This window comes from Micromonospora sp. WMMD956 (assembly GCF_029626125.1).
GTDB lineage: Bacteria > Actinomycetota > Actinomycetes > Mycobacteriales > Micromonosporaceae > Micromonospora > Micromonospora carbonacea.
Genome location: NZ_JARUBI010000005.1, coordinates 4,802,158 through 4,822,824 on the forward strand (window position 1 = coordinate 4,802,158; position 20,667 = coordinate 4,822,824).

A 20,667-nucleotide genomic window follows, 5' to 3' on the forward strand; every position below is an offset into this window, starting at 1 on the left:
GGATCGCCGGTCGTGGTGGTGGCGGGCGGTGTCGATGTGACCAGCGTGGCGTCGCCTGGGCCCGCCGGCCCGCGCTGGTTATGCTGATCCGGCCTTCGCGGCACCCGATGCGCGAGGGCCTTTTCATGGGCGGCGGCACCCGTGGCCCTCGACCGGGGCCCGCCGTCGCGCGGTCGGAGAGGAGCCTGACGCGTGGCAGCCCGGACGCCGGCGCTCGAGACGTTCCCGCCCCTGCGTGCCTGGCAGCGCAAGGCGCTGGTGGAGTACCTGCGGCGACGCACCGACGACTTCACCGCGGTCGCCACCCCGGGGGCCGGCAAGACCACCTTCGCCCTGCGGATCGCCGCCGAGCTGCTCGCCGACGGCACCGTCGAGGCGGTCACCGTGGTCGCACCCACCGAGCACCTGAAGACCCAGTGGGCGCAGGCGGCGGCCCGGGTCGGCATCCAGCTCGACGCGGCGTTCCGCAACGCCGACCTGCACTCCTCCGCCGACTTCCACGGCGCGGTGGTCACCTATGCCCAGGTGGGCATGGCGCCGCAGGTGCACCGGCGGCGCACCATGACCCGGCGCACCCTGGTCATCCTCGACGAGATCCACCACGCCGGCGACTCCCGCACCTGGGGCGACGGGGTGAAGGCGGCGTTCGAGCCCGCCGTGCGCCGGCTGATGCTCACCGGCACCCCGTTCCGCTCGGACGACAACCCGATCCCGTTCGTCACCTACGAGCGCGGCGGCGACGGCCTGCTGCGCTCCCGCGCCGACGCCGTCTACGGCTACGCCGACGCGCTGCGCGACAACGTGGTCCGGCCGGTGCTGTTCCTGGCGTACTCCGGGGAGACCCGGTGGCGGACGAACGCCGGGGACGAGCTGGCCGCCCGGCTGGGCGAGCCGATGACGCAGGACCTCGTCGCCCAGGCGTGGCGTACCGCCCTGGACCCGGCCGGCGACTGGATGCCGCAGGTCCTGCGGGCCGCCGACGCCCGGCTGACCGTGCTGCGCAACGCGGGGATGCCCGACGCCGGCGGGCTGATCATCGCCAGCGACCAGCAGACCGCCCGCTCGTACGCGAAGCTGATCGAGCGGCTCACGGGCGAGAAGGCTGCGGTGGTCCTCTCCGACGACCAGGGCGCGTCCGCCCGGATCGCGACGTTCGCGGCGTCCGAGCAGCGCTGGCTGGTGGCGGTCCGGATGGTCTCCGAGGGCGTCGACATCCCCCGCCTGGCGGTCGGCGTCTACGCGACCAGCGCCAGCACCCCGCTCTATTTCGCCCAGGCCATCGGCCGGTTCGTCCGGGCCCGCCGCCCGGGGGAGACCGCGTCGGTGTTCCTGCCCAGCGTCCCGCACCTGCTCGGGCTGGCCAGCGAGATGGAGGCCGAGCGGGACCACGTGCTCGGCAAGCCGAAGGACCGCGAGGGGTTCGACGACGACCTGCTGGAGCGCGCCCAGCGCGACGACCAGGCCAGCGGGGAGCTGGAGAAGCGGTTCGCGGCCCTGTCCGCCACGGCCGAGCTGGACCAGGTGATCTTCGACGGCGCGTCCTTCGGCACCGCCGCCCAGGCCGGCACGCCCGAGGAGGAGGAATACCTGGGGCTGCCCGGTCTGCTCACCGCCGACCAGGTCTCCCTGCTGCTCACCAAGCGGCAGGCCGAGCAGCTGGCGGCCCAGCGCCGCAGGGCCACCGAGCGGGCCGCTGAGCCGGCCCCTGCCGCCACGGCGGCCCCACCTCAGCCCATGAGCGCCGCCCAGCGCCGGGTGGCGCTACGGCGGCAGCTGAACGCCCTCGTGGCCGCGCGGCACCACCGGACCGGTCTGCCGCACGGCAAGATCCATGCCGAGCTGCGCCGCCTCTGCGGCGGCCCGCCCAGCGCGCAGGCCACGATCGAACAACTGGAGGAGCGGATCGCCACCGTCCAGACCCTGTGACGGAGGTTCGAAACGGTCAAGCCGGCCGGAGGGGCCCGTGGGGCGCCTCCGGCCGGCTTGTGGTCGGTATGCGGACTTCTGCGGTCAGTTCGCCATCAGATCGGCGCCACGCCAGCTGAACTCGGGGTCCGTCGCGAAGCGCACGGTGATCTTCACGAGATCCTCCGCGTACTTGTTCGCGTGGTGCCCACAGAACACCAGCTCGCTCCCGCCCGCCAGAGTGATACGGAGCTTGCCGGCAGCGTTGCAGCGGTCGCACCGTTCATCGGCGGCTGGGGGAGCCACCGTCTCGGGCGGCGGCGTGAGGGTCGGGGTCATCGCCTTCCTCCTCTGGTCGTCACCGATGAACAATCTCGTCGGTCGTTGCTCACCTATCGTGCAACACCCGACGAGGGTCTTGCCTTCCCTGTGTGCCCGCGGGGGACCGAGGTCACACCTGGCGGCAACAGTGTGCCGTGCACCAAGGGTGCCACGTCAACGATCACAATCGTGCAACCGGCCGATCACCATCGAGTGTTGTACGCCTGGTGATCAAAGCGACACGTGCGGTTGACGAACTCGGGTCAGTCCAGGTAGTCACGGAGAACCTGTGACCGCGACGGGTGACGCAGTTTCGACATCGTCTTCGACTCGATCTGCCGGATCCGCTCCCGGGTCACGCCGTAGACCTGACCGATCTCGTCCAGCGTGCGCGGCTGGCCGTCGGTCAGGCCGAAGCGGAGCCGGACCACGCCCGCCTCGCGCTCCGACAGCGTCTGGAGCACCTGCTGGAGCTGGTCCTGGAGCAGGGAGAACGAGACGGCGTCGACCGCGACGACGGCCTCCGAGTCCTCGATGAAGTCGCCGAGCTGGCTGTCGCCCTCGTCGCCGATGGTCTGGTCGAGCGAGATGGGCTCCCGAGCGTACTGCTGGATCTCCAGCACCTTCTCGGGTGTGATGTCCATCTCCTTGGCCAGCTCCTCCGGGGTGGGCTCGCGGCCCAGGTCCTGAAGCAGCTCGCGCTGGATCCGGCCGAGCTTGTTGATCACCTCGACCATGTGCACCGGGATGCGGATGGTGCGGGCCTGGTCGGCCATCGCCCGGGTGATCGCCTGCCGGATCCACCAGGTCGCGTACGTGGAGAACTTGTAGCCCTTGGTGTAGTCGAACTTTTCGACCGCCCGGATCAGGCCGAGGTTGCCCTCCTGGATGAGGTCGAGGAACGCCATGCCCCGGCCGGTGTAGCGCTTGGCCAGCGACACCACCAGCCGGAGGTTGGCCTCCAGCAGGTGGTTCTTGGCCCGCTCGCCGTCGCGGGAGATCCAGCCGAGGTCGCGGACCATCTCCCGGACCAGCTTCTCCTCGCCCTCCTCGGCGGCGCGCAGCCGCTCGGCGGCGTAGAGGCCCGCCTCGATCCGCTTGGCGAGCTCCACCTCCTGCTCGGCGTTGAGCAGGGGCACCTTGCCGATCTGCTTGAGGTAGGCCCGCACGGAGTCGGCTGAGGCGGTCAGCTCGGCGTCGCGACGCGCCTGCTTGAGCGCCTCGGACTCCTCGTCGTCCCACTCGAAGTCGTTGTCGGTGGCGGAACTGGCGGCGTCGGCCGCGGCGGCCTGGGCCAGCTCCGCCGGCTCCTCGACCACCACGTCCTCGATCTCGGCGGCGAGCTCCTCCGGGTCGATGTCGCCCTCGGCGCCCTCGCCCTTCGGCTTGCCGGCGGCCTTGGCCGGCTTGCCCGCGGCGGCGGCCACCGTCGCCTTGGTGGCCCGCGTGGGCCGCGCGACCTTCGCCGGGACGGCGGCCTTCGCGACCGCCTCGGTCGTCGCCTTGCGCGCGGCGGCCTTCCGGGGCGCCGGCGCGGGGGCGTCGTCGGCGGCCGGCGCCTGCTTCGGGGCGGGCGCGGCCACCTTCTTCGTGGTCTTGGCGGTGGTGGCCCGGGACGCCGGGGTGGCGGACCGGGCGGCGGCGACCCGGCGGCGCGGGCTGGCCGAGCCGTCGACGACCACGGTCACCCCCGCTTCCGCGAGCGCACGCAGGATCTTCTTGGCCTGGGCCGGAGTCACCTCGGCGGACTCGACGGTGCGCGCGAGCTGGGCCGACGTGAGCTGGCCGCCGGCGCTCTGCGCGTGGGCGATCAGGGTGTCGGTGAGCGAGCGAACGTCGGCGCCGGTCTGGCGGGGTTCTGTCACGAAGACCTTCCGGAGGCGAAGAGCGAGCACGGCCGGGTTGCCCGACGCGGCATGGAACACGGTGCCGGGCGATGTCGTTGAGGGACCCCCGTGTCCCGGGCCGGCCGGTGGCTGGCGGTCCGTGGCGCGTGGGCAGGGTGAATTGTAACGCCGTCTGCCGCGATCATCCTGCGCCGCACGGCGGACCGACTGACGGGACCGCCGATTGGGCGCAGATGTGGACTTTGTAAGGATGATACTCGCGCGCGACCCGGACGGGTCCGGTCGTGCGGGAAGGGGACGAACCTATGGACCGCGCGGTGCCGCCACCCGGGGAACTGCTGGAGATCGCCGTCGATGTCGCCCGGGCCGCGGCGGCGACCGCCCACCGGATGTGGGCCGAGGGCGTGTCGGTGGCCGCCACCAAGTCCACCGTCACCGACGTCGTCACCGCCGCCGACCGGGCCGTCGAGCGGCAGGTGCTCGACGCGCTGCGCCGGCTCCGCCCGCACGACGGCGTCCTCGGGGAGGAGTACGGCGCGGGCGACGCCACCCCGGCGGCCCGGGTGCGCTGGATCGTCGACCCGATCGACGGGACGGTCAACTACCTGTACGGGCTGCCGTACTGCGCGGTGTCGCTGGCCGCCGAGGTCGACGGCGAGGTGGTCGCGGGCGTGGTGCGCAACGTGTTCACCGGCGACGAGTGGACGGCCACCGCCGGGGGCGGCGCGTACCGGGCCGGGGAGCGGCTGCGCTGCTCGGCCGAGACCGACCTCGGGCAGGCGCTGGTCGCCACCGGCTTCGGCTACGACCCGGCCCGCCGGGCCCACCAGGCCCGGGTGCTCGCGGGGCTGATCGGCCACGTGCGGGACGTGCGCCGGCAGGGCGCCGCCTCGGTGGACCTCTGCCTGGCCGCCGAGGGGCGGCTGGAGGCGTACTACGAGAAGGGCCTGAACCTCTGGGACCACGCGGCCGGGGCGCTGGTCGGCGTCGAGGCCGGGCTGCTGGTCGGCGGCCTCGGCGGGCGGCCGGCGGGCCCGGACCTGGTGATCGCGGCCCCGCCGGCGCTGTTCGCCCCGCTGCACGACCGGCTGGCCGACCTGGACGCCTCGGGCGGCCCCTGACCGCCCGGAGGCGGCCGGGTCGGCCGGCCCCGTCACTTGTCGACGGGCATCGGGCAGGTGCCGGCCGGGGCGACCGGGGCGCCCAGGTCGCCGAGGGACTGGTTGACCTCGGTGGTCGTGGCGAGCTGGGCGAAATTGTTGCCCAGGACCACGTCGACCGTGTCGTCCTTGCGCTTGATGTCGAACTTCGGCTCGGCGTTGTTGAGGAAGTACGCGCGCAACAGGTGGGCGGAGCCGACGCCCTTCGGGCCGTACTGCAGGACGGCGACGCCGTCGAGCTGCTGCTTGGCGTTGCCCTCCTTCTTCACCTGGAACTTGCGGTTGCGGAAGTCGTCCGCCACCTTCTTGGCGAGGCCCGGCTCGTCGGTGGCGTTGTAGACGTTGATCTTCACGTCCTTGTTCTCGTGCAGGGTCACGTCCGCCAGCGGCGCGCCCTCGGGGCAGCCGGCGGCCGCGCCGCCCTTGCCCTGGGTGTCGCGGACCACGGCCACGACCACGATGACCAGGGCGACGACCGCCAGCAGACCGACGACTACGAGTGCTCGCACTCGCGCAAAGCTCATCCTGGCGCTCCCCGGACGGTGATTGGGTGGCGGCGGCCGGGGGCGGGTGGGCCGCCCCGCCGGCCGCCGAGTACGCCGCTGAGGCTAACGGTTGTCCGGCGGTCGCGTGGAAACAGTCCGACATGCCGGCGCGCCAACCGGGAAGCGGGTAGTACTACCCCTATCTTCGTGTCGCCTGAGTCACATTGGGAACAACTTCGAGGTCTGGGGCGTACATCTGAGCCGCGAGGGCGGTATACATGCCTCGCCCGAGGGGGGTAAGGTACCGCGCTCGCTGGGGGAGTTTCTCTGGCGGACCCGGTTCGGCCGGTGGCCGGGTCGGGTGACCGACAAAAGTTGGTGGCCGGCAGTGGAACCGAAACAGCGCCTTCCGGCGTTACAACCGGGAGCGACCATATCGATATGGGAGAGTGAAACCGATGGCCACCGACTACGACGCCCCGCGTCGCGACGAGGTCGACCTCGGCGAGGACAGCCTGGAAGAGCTCAAGGCCCGGCGGGTCGACTCACAGTCGGGCGCCGTGGACGTCGACGAGGCCGAGGTGGCCGAGAGCTTCGAGCTCCCCGGCGCTGACCTGGCCGACGAGGAGCTCACGGTCAAGGTGCTACCGATGCAGCAGGACGAGTTCCGATGCGCCCGCTGCTTCCTGGTCCACCACCGCAGCCAGCTGGCGGTCGAGCGCAACGGCGAGCTGATCTGCCGCGAGTGCGTCTGACCGCGACACGGCACACCAGCGCCTCAACGGGGGATCTCCACGCCTCGACCCGGCGACATCAGCGGCGGCCTCATCGGTGAGGCCGCCGCTGTGGGAGTCGCCGGCGTCGGGCACGTCCACACCCGCCGGTGCGCCACCGGCCCACGGCACCGCCGTGCGCCGGTGGCGGGGAACTGCTTGACTCGTCAGGACGGTTCCCCCACCCGCCGACGCACCCGGGAGGTCGACGCATGGTCGAGCACAACGACGACGGCGGGCGGCCCGCCAGCGACGGCGTCGGCGGGCCGGAGACCGCGCCGCCGGCCGGCGGCCGCAGCGGGTCCGCGCCCGCTCCGCCCGGCGGCGACCGCACCGGGCCGGAGGCCGCTGCGCCCGACGGCGACGACACCGGGCCGGAGGCCGTCCCGCCGGGCGGCGCCGGCGCGGAGGAGCAACTGGGCGCGACGGTCGCCGCGCTGACCGCCGACGACATCGCGCCGGCCCGCCGGCGGCAACTGCTGACCCGGCTGGTCGGCCAGGTCCGCGGCCGGGGCCTCGCCGACCTGTTCAAGCCGCGCGCCGCCGTCCGCTGGATGACCGACGCGGTCGCCGACGTCGCCCCGCACGTGCCGATCCGGGACCTGGCCACCCTGCGCCGGCACTTTCCCGGCCTGGACGACGAGGCCCTCGCCGACCGGCTGGTGCGCAACGCCGCCCGGACGACCGCCGCGATCGGCGCCGCCGGCGGGGGAGTCGCGGCCGTCGAGTGGGCGGTCACGCCGACCCTGCTCTCCGCGCCGGTGCTGCTGGCCGCCGAGACGGTCGCCGTGGTGGCCGTCGAGCTGAAGCTGATCGGCGAGCTGCACGAGGTGTACGGCGCCCCGCTGCCCGCCGGAGGCACCCAGCGGACGGTGGCCGTCGTGCAGTCCTGGGCCAGCCAGCGGGGGGTCAACCCGATGCTGCCCGGTGTCGGCGTCAGCGCGGTGCTCGGCACGGCGGCCCGCAAGGAGCTGCGGGACACCCTGCTCAAGCGCTTCGGGCGCAACCTGACCACGCTCGGCCCGTTCCTCACCGGGGCGGCGGTCGCCAGCTATCTCAACCGGCGGGCCACCCGGGCCCTCGGCGAGCAGCTCCGCAAGGACCTCGGCCGGCAGCGGCGCGAGCTGCCCAGCCCGCCGCCCGCCCTGCCCTGACGCCCGCCCTGCCCTGACGCCCGCCCTGCCCTGACGCCCGCTCCGCCCCGACGCCGCCTCAGCGGGCGTCGCGGGCGGCGAGGAGAGTGGCGGCCAGGCGTACCGGGTCGCGGGTGCTGACCACCCAGAACGGGGTGGGGTCGGCCGGGTCGTCCAGCACCACCTGGACCGCCCCGCTGATCCAGGGCCGCTGCACCACGAAGGCGAGCGGGTCCGCCCCGACACCGAGCACCTCGCGGCGGCCGCCGGCGTCCAACGGGACGGCGTCGGCCACGAACCGCACGGGCAGGCGGGCGTCGTCCACCCGCAGCTCGCCGTCGGCCACGACGACGCGGATCCGGCCCAGCCACCACAGGGCGCCCACGGTCGCCGGCAGCAGCACCACGAACGGCAGCCAGGCGCGCACGCCGCCCGCGCCCAGCCACAGCTCCAGCGCGAGGAAGCCGCCGAGGGCCGGCCCGGCCAGCCAGAGCCACCACGGCAGGCTGAGCCGCTCCGCATAGTGGGTGGCGGTGGCGGTGGCGGCGGGCGTCGGGGCGGGCGATCGGCTCACTCCTGCCAGGGTACGGCGCACGGCGGCCGGCCGACCCGGCAGGATGACGGGGCACCCCGCGAAACGGACGGAAGAGGAAGACCGTGACCGACGACGTACCCGTGCCCGTGCGGCGGCTCGACCCGCAGCTGCCGCTGCCGGCGTACTCCCATCCCGGCGACGCCGGGGCGGACCTGGTGGCCGCCGCGGACGTGGAGCTGCCCCCCGGCGGCCGGGCCCTGGTTCCGACCGGGCTGGCGATCGCCCTCCCCGAGGGGTACGTGGGCCTGGTGCACCCACGGTCGGGCCTGGCGGCGAGGCTCGGCGTGACGGTGCTCAACGCGCCCGGTACGGTCGACGCCGGCTACCGGGGTGAGATCCTCGTCAACCTGATCAATCATGATCGGGAGACACCGGCGAAGATCGCCCGTGGCGATCGGATCGCGCAACTCGTTGTGCAGCGGGTGGCACGGGCCGATTTCCGGCCGGTGGCCGAGCTGCCGCCGTCCCGGCGGGGCGTCGGCGGGCACGGCTCGACCGGCGGGCACGCCGGGCTCGTCCCGCCGCCGGCGGACCGGGCCGGCGGGCAGCCGGAAGAGGTGGCAGGGTGAGTGCGAACAGCGGAGGGTGGGTGCAGTGATCTTCTCCCGAAAGCGGGCCGGTGACGGTCGGCAGGCCCGTGACGAGCGGTCCGCCGAGGTCGTCGACGGCTCCGCCGCCGAGGCCCCGGCGCGCGGCCCGTACGACGTCTCCGAGGCCCCCGACGGGGTGCAGCGGCTCGACCTGGGCAGCCTGCACATCCCGGCGGTGGCCGACGTGGAGGTGCGGGTGCAGGCCGACCCGGAGGGCGTGATCCAGCAGGTCGTGCTGGTGCACGGGCAGAGCGCGCTCCAGCTCGGCGTCTTCGCCGCGCCCCGCTCCGAGGGCATCTGGGACGAGGTGCGCGAGGAGATCCGGCAGTCGCTGTTCAACGACGGCGCGGCGGCCCAGGAGGCGCAGGGCGAGTACGGCCCGGAGCTGCACGCCCGGGTGCGCACCCCGGACGGCCTGACCGACCTGCGGTTCGTCGGGATCGACGGCCCCCGCTGGATGGTGCGCGGCGTCTACCAGGGCGCCGCCGCGACCGACCCGTCCGCCGCCGGCCCGCTGCGCGAGTGTCTGGACGGGCTCGTCGTCGACCGCGGCCAGGAGGCGAAGCCGGTGCGCGAGCCGCTGCCGCTGCGCCTGCCGCGCGAGGTCGCCGAGCAGGCCGCCCCGCCCGTCGAGGCCTGATCGGGCGTCGCCCGGCCCGCCCGGGCCCGCCGTCGGCGCGCCGCCGCCGGCCCGGTCCGGGGCGGGCCGCCGCTCCCGGCCGCGCGCCGGCCGGCGTACGCTGGCGGGACGGCCTCGCCCGCGCAGGCCGGACCGGTGCCGGCGCGGCCTGCCGGCGGAGGAGGGGTTGAGGCGGTCATGACGACCGACGAGGGCGGCCGGGTCTCGTTCCGGCGGCTGCTGCACCGGCTCACCGCGAGCGAGGCCGAGATCGAGGCGCAGGAGCTGCGCCGGGAGAGCGCCGAGTCCGGCGGCGTGCCGGCCCGGCAGTGCGCGCGGGGTCAGGTCGTCTGCGTCAACGGCCGGCTGCGCACGGTCGTCTACACCCCCCGGACGAACCTCCCCACCCTCGAAGCTGATCTATATGATGGCAGCGACGTGGTGACCCTGGTCTGGCTCGGGCGGCGGCACATCGCCGGCATCGAGCCGGGCCGGCACCTCACCGCCCGGGGCCGGGTGGCGGTGCGCGACGACCGCAAGGTCATCTACAACCCGTACTACGAGTTGGAGCCGCCGAAGTGACGACGCGCACGACCCCGACGGGAGGGCCACGATGACCACCGGAGCCCAGCGGGCGACCGAGCCCGGCGCCGGCCCGGAGGACGAGGCGCCGCTGCCGACCCTCGCCGAGCAGATGGCCGACCAGCTCGGCGGCTGGCGTGGGCTGGTCGAGTCGAGCATCCCGGTGGTCGTCTTCGTCGTCGCCAACATCGTCGGCGAGCTGCGCCCCGCCGTCATCGCCTCGGTGGCCGTGGCGCTGCTCATCGCCGCGCTGCGGCTGGTCCAGCGCCGGCCGGTGCGGCACGCGGTCAACGGCCTGGTCGGCGTCGGCATCGGCGCGGCCATCGCCTGGCGCACCGGCGACGAGCGCGACTTCTACCTCCCCGGCATCCTCTACGGCATCGGCTACGGGCTGGCGCTGCTGGTCTCGGCGGCGGTCAGGCAGCCCCTCGTGGGCTGGATCTGGTCGGTGCTGGTGGCCAAGGGGCGCTCCGAGTGGCGGGACGACCCCCGCCTCGTGCGCACCTTCACCCAGCTCACCGTCCTGTGGGGCGTGGTGTGGCTGGCCAAGGTCGGCGTGCAGGCCGGGCTCTACCTCGCCCACCAGGACACCGCGCTCGGCGTGGCCCGGCTGGCGCTGGGCTACCCGCCGTACGCGCTGCTGCTGCTGATCACCGTCTGGACGGTGCGCCGGGTGACGCGCGAGCGGGAGGCGGGGCAGGAGGCCACGGCGGCCCCGGAGCCCCTGCCCGGCGGCTGAGCCCCCGCGGCGGCGGCCACCGGCCCGCCCGGCCCCCGCGCCGGCCCGCCCGGGCCGCGCCCGCCGACGCCGCCGGACCTCGCCCCGGTGCGGGGCCGCTCAGCTCGCGCCGCGGGTCCGCTCGATGCTGTCCGTGCCGAGGATCACCGCGCGGACGTCGTCCTCCACCTCCGCCGTGCACACGAAGATCAGCTCGTCGCCGGCCTCGATCGGGTCGTCCGGGCTGGGCACCAGCACCCGCTTGCCGCGCAGGATGGCCACCAGGGCGGCGTCGCGGGGGAGCGGCACGGCGTGGATCGGCTGCCCCACGTACGGCGCGGTCGGCGGCAGCGTGATCTCCACCAGGTTCGCCTCGCCCTGCCGGAACGTCATCAGCCGCACCAGGTCGCCGACGGTCACCGCCTCCTCGACCAGGGCCGCCATCACCCGCGGCTTGCTCACCGCGACGTCGACGCCCCACTGCTCGGTGAACAGCCACTCGTTCTCGGCCCGGTTGACCCGGGCCACCACCCGGGGCACCGCGAACTCGGTCTTGGCCAGCAGCGACACCACCAGGTTGACCTTGTCGTCCCCGGTCGCCGCGACCACCACGTCGCAGCCGGCGACGTTGGCCTCCTCCAGGCTGGCCAGTTCGCAGGCGTCGGCGAGCACCCACTCGGCCGCCGGCACCCGGTCGGGCCGCAGCATCCGGGGCTGGCGCTCGATCAGCATCACCTGGTGGCCGTTGTCGATCAGCTCCTGCGCGATCGAGCGGCCCACGTTGCCGGCGCCGGCGATGGCGATCCGCATGCTCAGTGCGCTCCTTCCGGCGGGCTGCCCGCCACCGAGGTCGCCGACGTCACGATGTCGTCGGTGACCAGCATGAAGACCTGGTCGCCCTCCTGCACGGCGGTGGAGCCGGTGGGCAGGGTGCCGATGCCGAAGCGGATCAGGTAGGCCACCCGCGCCCCGCTCGCCTCCTCCAGCGCCCCCAGCGGCCGGCCGATCCAGTCCTTGTGCACCGGCACCTCGACGATCGAGACGGTGCTGGTCGGATCCCGGAAGATCTCCACGTTGCCCTCGGGCACCAGGTGGCGCAGCATCCGGTCGGCCGTCCACCGCACGGTGGCCACGGTCGGGATGCCCAGCCGCTCGTAGACCTGGGCCCGGCGCTGGTCGTAGATGCGCGCGGCGACCCGGGAGACGCCGAACGTCTCGCGGGCCAACCGGGCCGAGATGATGTTGGAGTTGTCGCCGCTGGAGACCGCCGCGAAGGCGTCCGCCCGTTCGATGCCGGCCTGCCGGAGCACCTCGCCGTCGAAGCCCGCGCCGGTGACCGTGATGCCCGCGAAGTCCGGGCTGAGCCGGCGGAACGCGTCGGCGTCCTGGTCGATCACCGCCACCGAGTGCCCCCGGGCCTCCAGGCTCTGGGCCAGGGTCGACCCGACCCGGCCACAGCCCATGATCACGACATGCACGTGTCCCTCCCAAGGTGCGCGCATCCGCCCGCCGTCGACCCCTCGCCTGCGAGCCTGCCACGTCGGGGTTACCGGCGGGGGACGACGGTACTCCGCCCTGTCGGAGCCGCCGCCCCGCCACCCCCGGGTGACCACGGAACCGTCGTCGTACCCTTAGCGCTTGTGGCCAGTCCCACCTCGCTGCTGAAGCGGCTGCTCGTCGGTCGACCGTTCCGGTCCGACCGGCTCCAGCACACCCTCCTGCCGAAGCGCATCGCGCTGCCGGTCTTCGCCTCCGACGCCCTCTCCAGCGTGGCGTACGCCCCCGACGAGATCCTGCTGACGCTCTCCATCGCGGGCGCGTCGGCGTTCCTCTTCTCGCCGTGGATCGCCCTCGCCGTGGTGGTGGTGATGCTCACGGTGGTGGCCAGCTACCGGCAGAACGTGCACGCCTACCCCTCCGGCGGCGGCGACTACGAGGTGGCCACCGTCAACCTCGGCCCCCGGGCCGGCCTCGCGGTGGCCAGCGCGCTGCTCGTCGACTACGTGCTCACCGTGGCCGTGTCGGTCTCCTCCGGCGTGGCCAACCTGGGGTCGGTGGTGCCGTTCGTGGCCACCCACAAGGTGCTCATCGCCGTCAGCGCGGTGGTGCTGCTCACCGCGATGAACCTGCGCGGCCTGCGCGAGTCCGGCACCGCGTTCGCCATCCCGACGTACGGCTTCGTGATCGTCATCGGCGGCATGATCGTCACCGGCCTGGTCCGGTACTTCGTCCTCGGCCACGACCTGCGCGCGCCCAGCGCCGGCCTGGAGATCCAGGCCGAGCACAGCGTCACCGGGTTCGCCCTGGTCTTCCTGCTGCTGCGGACCTTCTCCTCCGGCTGCGCCGCGCTCACCGGCGTGGAGGCGATCTCCAACGGGGTGCCCGCGTTCAAGGCCCCGAAGAGCCGCAACGCCGCCACCACCCTGCTGCTGCTCGGCACCATCGCGGTGAGCATGCTCGTCGGCATCATCTGGCTGGCCCGGCTCACCGGCCTCCAGTTCGTCGAGGACCCGAACCTGCAGATCCTCTCCGGCCCCGACGGATACGTGCAGAAGACCGTCACCGCCCAGCTCGGCGAGACGGTCTTCGGCTCCGGGTCGGTGCTGCTGTACGTGGTCGCCGGGATGACCGCCCTGATCCTCTTCCTCGCCGCGAACACCGCGTTCAACGGCTTCCCGGTGCTCGGCAGCATCCTCGCCCAGGACCGCTACCTGCCCCGGCAGCTGCACACCCGGGGCGACCGGCTGGCGTTCTCCAACGGCATCGTCTTCCTCGCCGTCGCCGCGATCGTGCTGATCGTCGGGTTCCAGGCCGAGGTGACGCGGCTCATCCAGCTCTACATCGTCGGCGTCTTCGTCTCGTTCACCCTCTCCCAGGCCGGCATGATCCGGCACTGGAACCGGCACCTGCGCACCGAGCGGGACCCGCAGGCCCGCCGCCGGATGATCCGGTCCCGGGCGATCAACGCCTTCGGCATGGTGATGACCGCCGCGGTGCTGGTCATCGTTTTGATCACCAAGTTCCTGCTCGGCGCGTGGATCGCCATCGCCGCGATGGCGGTGCTCTACGTGCTGATGCTGGCCATCCGGCGGCACTACGACCGGGTCGCCGCCGAGCTGGAGCCGACCGAGGTCCGGGGCGTGCTGCCCGCCCGCAACCACGCCATCGTGCTGGTCAGCAAGCTGCACCAGCCGACGCTGCGGGCCATCGCGTACGCCCGGGCCACCCGCCCGGACACGCTGACCGCGGTGACGGTGAACGTCGACGAGAAGGACACCCGGGACCTCCAGGCCGACTGGGAGCGGCGGGAGCTGCCGGTGCCGCTGACCGTGGTCGACTCGCCGTACCGGGAGATCACCCGGCCGATCCTCGACTTCGTGGCCAACACCCGCCGGGAGTCGCCGCGCGACGTGGTCACGGTCTTCATTCCCGAGTACGTCGTCGGACGCTGGTGGGAGAACCTGTTGCACAACCAGAGCGCGCTGCGCCTCAAGGGGCGGCTGCTGTTCGAGCCGGGCGTCATGGTCACCAGCGTGCCGTGGCAGCTCGCCTCCACCGCCGGCAAGAATCTCGACCGGCTCGACGCGACGCTGACCCGGGGCCCGGCGCGCGGCCCCCGGGTCGCCCCGCGCAGCACCCTGCCCCCGCCGGTGCCGCCGGTGGCCTCCGCCCCGCCCGGCGAGCGCGGCCAGACCGAGGGAGACGGGCGATGACCCGGCCGGGCGTGGCCGCGTCCCGGGCCGGCGGGGGCGCCTCCCGGGCCGGCGGGGGCGCCTCCCGGGCCGGCGGGGGCGCCTCCCGGGCCGGCGGGGGCGGCGACGGTCGCCCGGCGGGCGTCGGGCGGGGTGGGGCCGAGCGGCGCGGGCTGGAGGAGGCCGAGCGGGTCGAGCTGACCGTCGACGCCGTCGCCCCCGGCGGGCACTGCGTGGCCCGCGTCGACGGGCAGGTGGTCTTCGTCCGGCACGCGCTGCCCGGCGAGCGGGTGGTGGCCGAGGTCACCGAGGTGCACCGCGGGTTCGTCCGCGCCGACGCGGTGACGGTGCTCGACGCCGCGCCGCAGCGGGTCGCGCCGCCCTGCCCGTACGCGAAACCGGGTCTCTGCGGCGGCTGCGACCTCCAGCACGTCGCGCCCGCGGCCCAGCTCGACTGGAAGGCCGCGGTGGTCCGCGAGCAGCTGCGCCGCCTCGCCGGCCTCACCGACGCGGAGATCGAGCGGCTCGGGGTCCGGGTCGCCGCGCTGCCTGGCGGGCCGCTCGGCTGGCGCTCCCGGGTCCGGTACGCGGTCGACGCCGCCGGCCGCGCCGGGCTGCTCAAGCACCGCTCGCACGAGGTGGTGCCGGTCGACCGCTGCCTCATCGCCCACCCGGCGATCCAGGCGCTGCCGGTGCTGGGGCGGCCCTGGCCGGCGGCCGAGGCGGTGGAGGTGGTCGCCTCGACCGGCGGCGACGTCACCGTCACCGCCCTGCCCCCCGACGCCGCTGCGACCGCCCCGCCCGCCGCCCCGGCTGCCGGCCCGGCTGGCCTGCCCGCCGGCGCGCCCGACGGCCCGGCTGCCTTGCCCGCCGCCCCGGCCGCCGGCCTGACCGGCCCGGCCGTCGCCCCGCCCTCCGCAGGCCCGCAGACCGTCCGGGAGGTGGCCGCCGGCCGGGAGTGGACGCTGCCGGCGTCCGGCTTCTGGCAGGTGCACCCGGCGGCGGCCGACACCCTGGTCGACGCGGTGCTCGACCTGCTCGACCCGCGGCCGGGCGAGTCGGCCTGGGACCTCTACGGCGGGGCGGGGCTGTTCGCCGCCGCCGTGGCCGCCCGGGTCGGCCCGGCCGCCCGGGTCACCGTCGTGGAGTCCGCCGGCGCGGGCGTCGCCGCCGCCCGGGACAACCTGCGGGACCTGCCCGGCGTCGAGGTGGTGGCGGCCCGGGTGGAGACCGCCCTGGCCCGCCGCCGGATCACCGGCCCGGTGGACCTGGTGGTGCTGGACCCGCCGCGCAGCGGGGCCGGCGCGCGGGTGGTGCGGGACGTGGTCGCGGCCGGGCCGCGCGCCGTGGCCTACGTGGCCTGTGACCCGGCCGCCTTCGCCCGGGACGTGCGCACCTTCGCCGAGGCCGGCTGGGAGCTGGCGGGGCTGCGCGGCTTCGACCTGTTCCCGATGACCCGGCACGTCGAGCTGGTCGGCCTCCTGCGACCCGGTCGGTGACCGGCGCCCGGCGCCCGGCGCGCGGTGCGCGGGGTTGATTGCAGGGGGCCCTTCCTATACAGAAAGCGTTAACAGGGGGCCCTTCCTTACATGCGGATCGTGGGGTTGATGTCGGGGACGTCGTACGACGGGGTGGACGTCGTCGCCGCCGAGTTCGCCGTCGACGGAGAGACGCTGCGGCTGCGGCCGCTCGGGCATCTCGGCCTCGACCACGACGCGGGGCTGCGGGCGCAGATCCAGGCGGTGCTGCCGCCGCACCCGACCACGATCGAGGCGGTCTGCCGGCTGGACAACCGGCTCGGTGAGGTGTTCGCCGACGCGGCGGCGCGCGGCGTGGAGCTGGCCGGCGGGCGGGTCGACGCGGTCGTCTCGCCGGGGCAGACCGTGTTCCACTGGGTCGACGGCGGCGCCGTGCGCGGCACCCTCCAGCTCGGCGCGCCGGCCCGGGTGGCCGCGCGGGTGGGCGCGCCGGTGCTGTCGGACCTGCGCGCGACCGACGTCGCCGCCGGCGGGCAGGGCGCGCCCCTGGTGCCGGCGTTCGACGCGCTGTTGCTGGGCGGCGAGGACGGCCCGCCCCGGGCGGCGCTCAACCTGGGCGGCATCGCCAACCTCACCGTGGTCGCCCCCGGCGCGCCGACCCTCGGGTACGACGTGGGCCCGGCCAACGCGCTGCTGGACGCGGCGGCCCGGCGGTTCCTCGGCCGTCCCTGCGACCTCGACGGGGCCCGGGCGGCGGCGGGGCGGGTGCACCCCGGGCTGCTGGAGCTGCTGCTCGCCGAGCCGTACTACGCCGCGCCGCCGCCCAAGTCCACCGGCAAGGAGCTGTTCCACGCCGGGTACCTCGACGAGCGGCTCGCCGCGCTCGGCGCGCCCGTGGCCGCCGACGACGTGCTGGCCACGCTGACCGAGCTGACGGCCCGGACGGTGGCCGCCGCGTGCGACCGGCACCAGGTGGCCGAGGTCGTCGCCGCCGGGGGCGGGGTGCGCAACCGCACCCTGTGGGGCCGGCTGGCCGCCCTCGGCGCGGGCCGGTGGCGGCTGCGGACCAGCGACGCGCTGGGGGTGCCGGCCCAGGCCAAGGAGGCGTACGCGTTCGCCCTGCTCGGCTGGCTGTCCTGGCACGGCCTGCCGGGTGCGGTCCCGTCGGTGACCGGGGCCCGCGAGGCGACCGTGCTGGGCTCCTGGACGCCGGCCGGCCCGGCCCGGCACGCCCCGCCGGTCGCCCCGCCCCGCCGCATGGTGATCGTCTCCTGACTGCGCACCCGGTCAGCGGGGTCGTTCACCGGCCAGGCTGCGGACTACCGGGCGGCCGATAGACTCTTCGCTCATGAGTGCTGAAGAGGACACGGCCAACCACGGCCGGCTGCTGGCCACGGTGCGGGGTCCGCAGGACGTGAAGCGGATGACCGCCGAGCAGCTGGACATCCTCGCCGCCGAGATCCGTGACTTCCTGATCGCCAAGGTCTCCCGCACCGGCGGGCACGTCGGCCCCAACCTGGGTGTGGTGGAGCTGACACTGGCGATGCACCGGGTCTTCGACTCCCCCCGGGACCGGCTCCTGTTCGACACCGGCCACCAGGCGTACGTGCACAAGATCCTCACCGGCCGGCAGGACGGCTTCGACAGGCTGCGCCAGCGCGGCGGCCTCTCCGGCTACCCGAGCCAGGCCGAGAGCGAGCACGACCTGATCGAGAACTCGCACGCCTCCACCGCCCTGTCCTACGCCGACGGGCTGGCCAAGGCGTACGCGCTGCGCGGCGAGGCGCGCTCCGTGGTAGCCGTCGTCGGCGACGGGGCGCTGACCGGCGGCATGTGCTGGGAGGCGCTGAACAACATCGCCACCTCCGGCAACCCCCTGGTGATCGTCGTCAACGACAACGGCCGGTCGTACGCGCCGACCATCGGCGGCCTCGCCGACCACCTGTCGTCGCTGCGGCTCAACCCCGGCTACGAGAAGGTCCTCGACACCGTCAAGGACGCCCTCGGCTCGACGCCGCTGGTCGGCCGTCCCATGTACGAGGTGCTGCACGCCGTCAAGAAGGGCATCAAGGACGCGGTCGCCCCGCAGGCCATGTTCGAGGACCTGGGCATCAAGTACGTCGGCCCGGTCGACGGGCACGACGTGGCGGCGGTCGAGTCGGCGCTGCGGGCGGCGAAGCACTTCGGCGGCCCGGTGATCGTGCACGCGGTGACCCGCAAGGGCTACGGCTACCGGCCGGCGGAGGAGGACGAGGCCGACTGCTTCCACGGTCCCGGCGCGTTCGACGTGGCGACCGGCAAGCTGGTCGCCGCCCCGTCGGTGAAGTGGACCGGCGTCTTCGCCGACGAGCTGGTCGCGATCGCCGACGCCCGGCCCGACGTGGTGGGCATCACCGCCGCGATGGCCGAGCCGACCGGCATCGCCAAGCTGGCCCGCAAGCACCCCGACCGGGTCTACGACGTCGGCATCGCCGAGCAGCACGCGGCCACCTCGGCGGCCGGGCTGGCCCTCGGCGGGCTGCACCCCGTGGTGGCGGTCTACGCGACGTTCCTCAACCGGGCCTTCGACCAGGTCCTGCTGGACGTGGCGATGCACAAGCTGCCGGTGACGTTCGTGCTGGACCGGGCCGGGATCACCGGCCCGGACGGGCCGAGCCACTACGGCATCTGGGACATGTCCGTCTTCGGGGTGGTGCCGGGCCTGCGCATCGCCGCTCCCCGGGACGCGGCGACCCTGCGCGAGGAGCTGCGCGAGGCGATCGCCGTGGACGACGGACCGACCGTCGTGCGGTTCCCGACCGGCACCGTCGCCGCCGACCTGCCGGCCGTGCGCCGGGTCGGCCCGGTCGACGTGCTGGCCGAGGCGGACCGCGCCGACGTGCTGCTGGTCGCGGTCGGCTCGTTCGGCCACCTCGGCATGGAGGTCGCCGCCCGGGTCGCCGAGCAGGGCTACGGGGTGACCGTGGTCGACCCGCGCTGGGTGCGCCCGGTCCCCGCCGAGCTGGTCGAGCTGGCCGCCGGCCACCGGCTCGTCGTCACCGTCGAGGACGGCGTGCGCGTCGGCGGCGTCGGCGACGCCCTCGCCCAGGCGATGCGGGACGCCGACGTCCGGGTGCCGCTGCGGGACCTGGGGGTGCCGGCCGACTGGCACCCGCACGGCACCCGCGCGCAGATCCTCGCCGACCTGGGCCTCACCGCGCAGGACGTGGCCCGCGACGTCACCGGCTGGATCTCCCGCCTCGACGCGCAGCAGTCCGAGCCGGTCCGCCTGCCCAACTGAGTGCAAGGAAGGGCCCCTTCTTAACGCCTGGCGTCGAGAAGGGGCCCCTTCTCACCTGTCCGCCGTGGGGCGGCGGGGCGGGGCGGCACGGCGGGGCGCGGTGTGGCGGGGCGCGGGGTGGCGCGCCGCCGCGGGCTGCGGGGCCGGGTCAGCGGCCGCCGACCGAGCGGTAGTAGGTCTTCTCCGCGCCGGCCAGGCTGAACGTCGCCTTGCTCGTCGGCTGCGGCACCACCACCAGCCCCGGCCGGTCGACCAGCCGGGGGGTGCCCGGGGGCACCGACAGCGAGGTGTAGCGGTTGGCCCGCCAGCTCAGCACCACCAGCGGCTGCCCCGGCACCGGCAGCACGTACGCCTGCAACGTGTTGGCGCGGTCGGCCGGCGAGAACACCGGGTCGCCGGCCGCCGGGCGGTAGACGACGGCCGTCATCGTGCCCGTGCCGGTCTCCCAGCTCAGTTGCTCCAGGTCGGCCGGGTCGCCCCCGCCGAGAGCCACCTCGCCGAGCGCGCGTACGCTCACCTTGCCCCGCGGCCAGGACTCCGGCACCGCGCGGGGCGCGTCCCGGTCGCCGATGCGGCGCGGGATGCTGCCGAACGGGCCCCGCTCGTCGGCCAGCTCGCAGGTGTCCAGGTCGTCCAGCGCCCGCCGGCCCGAGCCCGTCTCGTCGCGCACCAGCGGGTAGCGGGGGTCCGTGGTGGCCGTACCCAGGTCGAGCAGGCGGTCGGCGGCCCGGCCGCGCGGCAGCGAGCTGGTGGCCCGCAGCGTCGCGGTCAGCGGCACCGCCTGGCAGGCCGGCACGTCCACCGGGTCGGTCAGCCCGTCGCGGGTGACCAGGGCCCGGCCCTTCGGGCCGAGCAGCCGCTCCACCCGCTCGGAGAGCAGGTAGCGACGCCCGGCGCTGGTCTGCACGGGCAGCACGTCGGAGTAGACGAGGTAGCCGGGGTCGGTGTATTCGCTGGCCCGGTCGACCACGTAGCGGTTGCCGTCGCGGGTCAGTTGCAGCAGCCAGGAGGCGCTCTCGCCGGGGACGTCGGCGGCCACCAGGGCCAGCGGCGCGCCGTCGGCCTCGCCGGACCACAGGATCCCCGAGGACGGCAGGTGCGCCCGGTCGTCGACCGGCGTCCGCCAGGCGCGGACCGCGTCGGTCACCGCCGCCGTCGCCGCCGCGTCGCCGGCCAGGCCGCCCCGCGCGGGCCACACCCGCAGCGTGCCGTCCAGGCTGTCGTAGCCCACCGGGAGGGCGTCGGGCTTGCGGTCGGCGACCGGGCCGCAGGCCGTCGCGGTCAGCAGGAGGGCGAGCAGCGTGGTGGCCGTCCCGCCGCGCCGGCGCGCTGAAGCCACGTGTACGCCCCCGATCGCGTCGCCGGTCGTGTTGCGCCCCACATGGTACGAGACGGCGGCGGACCGCGAACCGGCACCTCGATCCCCGGCCGCGAGCTGCGCGCCGACCGCCCACAAGGGACGCAACGGTGATTGTCGGGCGTGGCCCCG

The 20,667-nt window shown here is 74.9% G+C and carries 19 protein-coding genes; 12 read left to right on the forward strand and 7 right to left on the reverse strand.

The features are described from left to right. Positions 1 to 192 precede the first annotated feature (192 nt). Positions 193 to 1,926 (forward strand): DEAD/DEAH box helicase, encoded by a 1,734-nt coding sequence (locus tag O7628_RS21720; RefSeq protein ID WP_178063928.1) that lies wholly within the window; start codon positions 193 to 195, stop codon positions 1,924 to 1,926. 84 nt (positions 1,927 to 2,010) lie between these two features. Here O7628_RS21720 and O7628_RS21725 read toward each other — a convergent pair whose 3' ends face one another. Then, a complete protein-coding gene (locus tag O7628_RS21725; protein ID WP_074474066.1) occupies positions 2,011 to 2,244 on the reverse strand; it encodes a hypothetical protein in 234 nt (77 codons plus the stop codon). Between the two features lie 245 nt (positions 2,245 to 2,489). After that, complete coding sequence (locus O7628_RS21730; RefSeq protein WP_074474067.1) at positions 2,490 to 4,091, reverse strand: RNA polymerase sigma factor; 1,602 nt, start codon at positions 4,089 to 4,091, stop codon at positions 2,490 to 2,492. A 287-nt stretch (positions 4,092 to 4,378) separates the two neighbouring features. Between O7628_RS21730 and O7628_RS21735 the strand changes: the two genes are divergently transcribed. Then, the gene (locus tag O7628_RS21735; protein ID WP_178063930.1) at positions 4,379 to 5,194 is read left to right on the forward strand and encodes an inositol monophosphatase family protein; all 816 of its coding nucleotides are present in this window, start codon (positions 4,379 to 4,381) and stop codon (positions 5,192 to 5,194) included. Positions 5,195 to 5,226: 32 nt separating this feature from the next. Here the strand turns inward: O7628_RS21735 and O7628_RS21740 are convergent, their stop codons facing one another. After that, on the reverse strand, positions 5,227 to 5,742 hold the full coding sequence (locus O7628_RS21740; RefSeq protein ID WP_178063931.1) for a LytR C-terminal domain-containing protein: 516 nt from the start codon (positions 5,740 to 5,742) through the stop codon (positions 5,227 to 5,229). 434 nt (positions 5,743 to 6,176) lie between these two features. Here O7628_RS21740 and O7628_RS21745 point away from each other — a divergent pair, with 434 nt between their 5' ends. Together O7628_RS21745 and O7628_RS21750 are read left to right on the forward strand one after the other, a co-directional pair. Next, positions 6,177 to 6,473, forward strand: coding sequence for a DUF4193 domain-containing protein (locus O7628_RS21745; protein ID WP_007075406.1), 297 nt, complete (start codon positions 6,177 to 6,179; stop codon positions 6,471 to 6,473). Between the two features lie 230 nt (positions 6,474 to 6,703). Then, positions 6,704 to 7,645: a hypothetical protein gene (locus tag O7628_RS21750; RefSeq protein WP_278133179.1), complete on the forward strand. Its 942-nt coding sequence runs from the start codon at positions 6,704 to 6,706 to the stop codon at positions 7,643 to 7,645. 58 nt (positions 7,646 to 7,703) lie between these two features. Here the strand turns inward: O7628_RS21750 and O7628_RS21755 are convergent, their stop codons facing one another. Then, on the reverse strand, positions 7,704 to 8,198 hold the full coding sequence (locus O7628_RS21755) for a DUF3093 domain-containing protein (protein WP_278133181.1): 495 nt from the start codon (positions 8,196 to 8,198) through the stop codon (positions 7,704 to 7,706). 83 nt (positions 8,199 to 8,281) lie between these two features. Here O7628_RS21755 and dut point away from each other — a divergent pair, with 83 nt between their 5' ends. The 4 genes from dut to O7628_RS21775 all read left to right on the forward strand — a co-directional run bounded on the left by dut (position 8,282) and on the right by O7628_RS21775 (position 10,749). Further along, positions 8,282 to 8,788 (forward strand): dUTP diphosphatase, encoded by a 507-nt coding sequence (gene dut, locus O7628_RS21760; protein ID WP_043962514.1) that lies wholly within the window; start codon positions 8,282 to 8,284, stop codon positions 8,786 to 8,788. Positions 8,789 to 8,813: 25 nt separating this feature from the next. Further along, positions 8,814 to 9,449: a DUF3710 domain-containing protein gene (locus O7628_RS21765; protein WP_278133184.1), complete on the forward strand. Its 636-nt coding sequence runs from the start codon at positions 8,814 to 8,816 to the stop codon at positions 9,447 to 9,449. Between the two features lie 177 nt (positions 9,450 to 9,626). Continuing rightward, entirely contained in the window at positions 9,627 to 10,010 is a 384-nt protein-coding gene (locus tag O7628_RS21770) for an OB-fold nucleic acid binding domain-containing protein (RefSeq protein ID WP_278133186.1), read from the forward strand. A 31-nt stretch (positions 10,011 to 10,041) separates the two neighbouring features. After that, the gene (locus O7628_RS21775; RefSeq protein WP_278133188.1) at positions 10,042 to 10,749 is read left to right on the forward strand and encodes a DUF3159 domain-containing protein; all 708 of its coding nucleotides are present in this window, start codon (positions 10,042 to 10,044) and stop codon (positions 10,747 to 10,749) included. A gap of 99 nt (positions 10,750 to 10,848) precedes the next feature. Here the strand turns inward: O7628_RS21775 and O7628_RS21780 are convergent, their stop codons facing one another. Further along, positions 10,849 to 11,538 (reverse strand): TrkA family potassium uptake protein, encoded by a 690-nt coding sequence (locus tag O7628_RS21780; RefSeq protein ID WP_074473984.1) that lies wholly within the window; start codon positions 11,536 to 11,538, stop codon positions 10,849 to 10,851. Between the two features lie 2 nt (positions 11,539 to 11,540). Then, on the reverse strand, positions 11,541 to 12,206 hold the full coding sequence (locus tag O7628_RS21785) for a TrkA family potassium uptake protein (RefSeq protein WP_278133190.1): 666 nt from the start codon (positions 12,204 to 12,206) through the stop codon (positions 11,541 to 11,543). Positions 12,207 to 12,368: 162 nt separating this feature from the next. On the opposite strand from O7628_RS21785, the gene O7628_RS21790 reads away from it, so the two are divergent. The 4 genes from O7628_RS21790 to dxs all read left to right on the forward strand — a co-directional run bounded on the left by O7628_RS21790 (position 12,369) and on the right by dxs (position 19,178). Beyond that, positions 12,369 to 14,441 carry an APC family permease gene (locus O7628_RS21790; RefSeq protein ID WP_278133192.1) on the forward strand — a complete coding sequence of 691 codons (2,073 nt, stop codon included), beginning with the start codon at positions 12,369 to 12,371 and terminating at the stop codon, positions 14,439 to 14,441. Continuing rightward, complete coding sequence (locus O7628_RS21795; protein WP_278133194.1) at positions 14,438 to 15,919, forward strand: TRAM domain-containing protein; 1,482 nt, start codon at positions 14,438 to 14,440, stop codon at positions 15,917 to 15,919. The genes O7628_RS21790 and O7628_RS21795 overlap by 4 nt, the downstream gene beginning before the upstream one ends. Positions 15,920 to 16,009: 90 nt before the next feature. After that, positions 16,010 to 17,173: an anhydro-N-acetylmuramic acid kinase gene (locus O7628_RS21800; protein WP_278133196.1), complete on the forward strand. Its 1,164-nt coding sequence runs from the start codon at positions 16,010 to 16,012 to the stop codon at positions 17,171 to 17,173. A gap of 73 nt (positions 17,174 to 17,246) precedes the next feature. Then, positions 17,247 to 19,178 carry a 1-deoxy-D-xylulose-5-phosphate synthase gene (dxs, locus tag O7628_RS21805; RefSeq protein WP_074473988.1) on the forward strand — a complete coding sequence of 644 codons (1,932 nt, stop codon included), beginning with the start codon at positions 17,247 to 17,249 and terminating at the stop codon, positions 19,176 to 19,178. A 148-nt stretch (positions 19,179 to 19,326) separates the two neighbouring features. Here dxs and O7628_RS21810 read toward each other — a convergent pair whose 3' ends face one another. Next, complete coding sequence (locus O7628_RS21810; RefSeq protein ID WP_074474070.1) at positions 19,327 to 20,517, reverse strand: hypothetical protein; 1,191 nt, start codon at positions 20,515 to 20,517, stop codon at positions 19,327 to 19,329. Between the last annotated feature and the right edge of the window lie 150 nt (positions 20,518 to 20,667).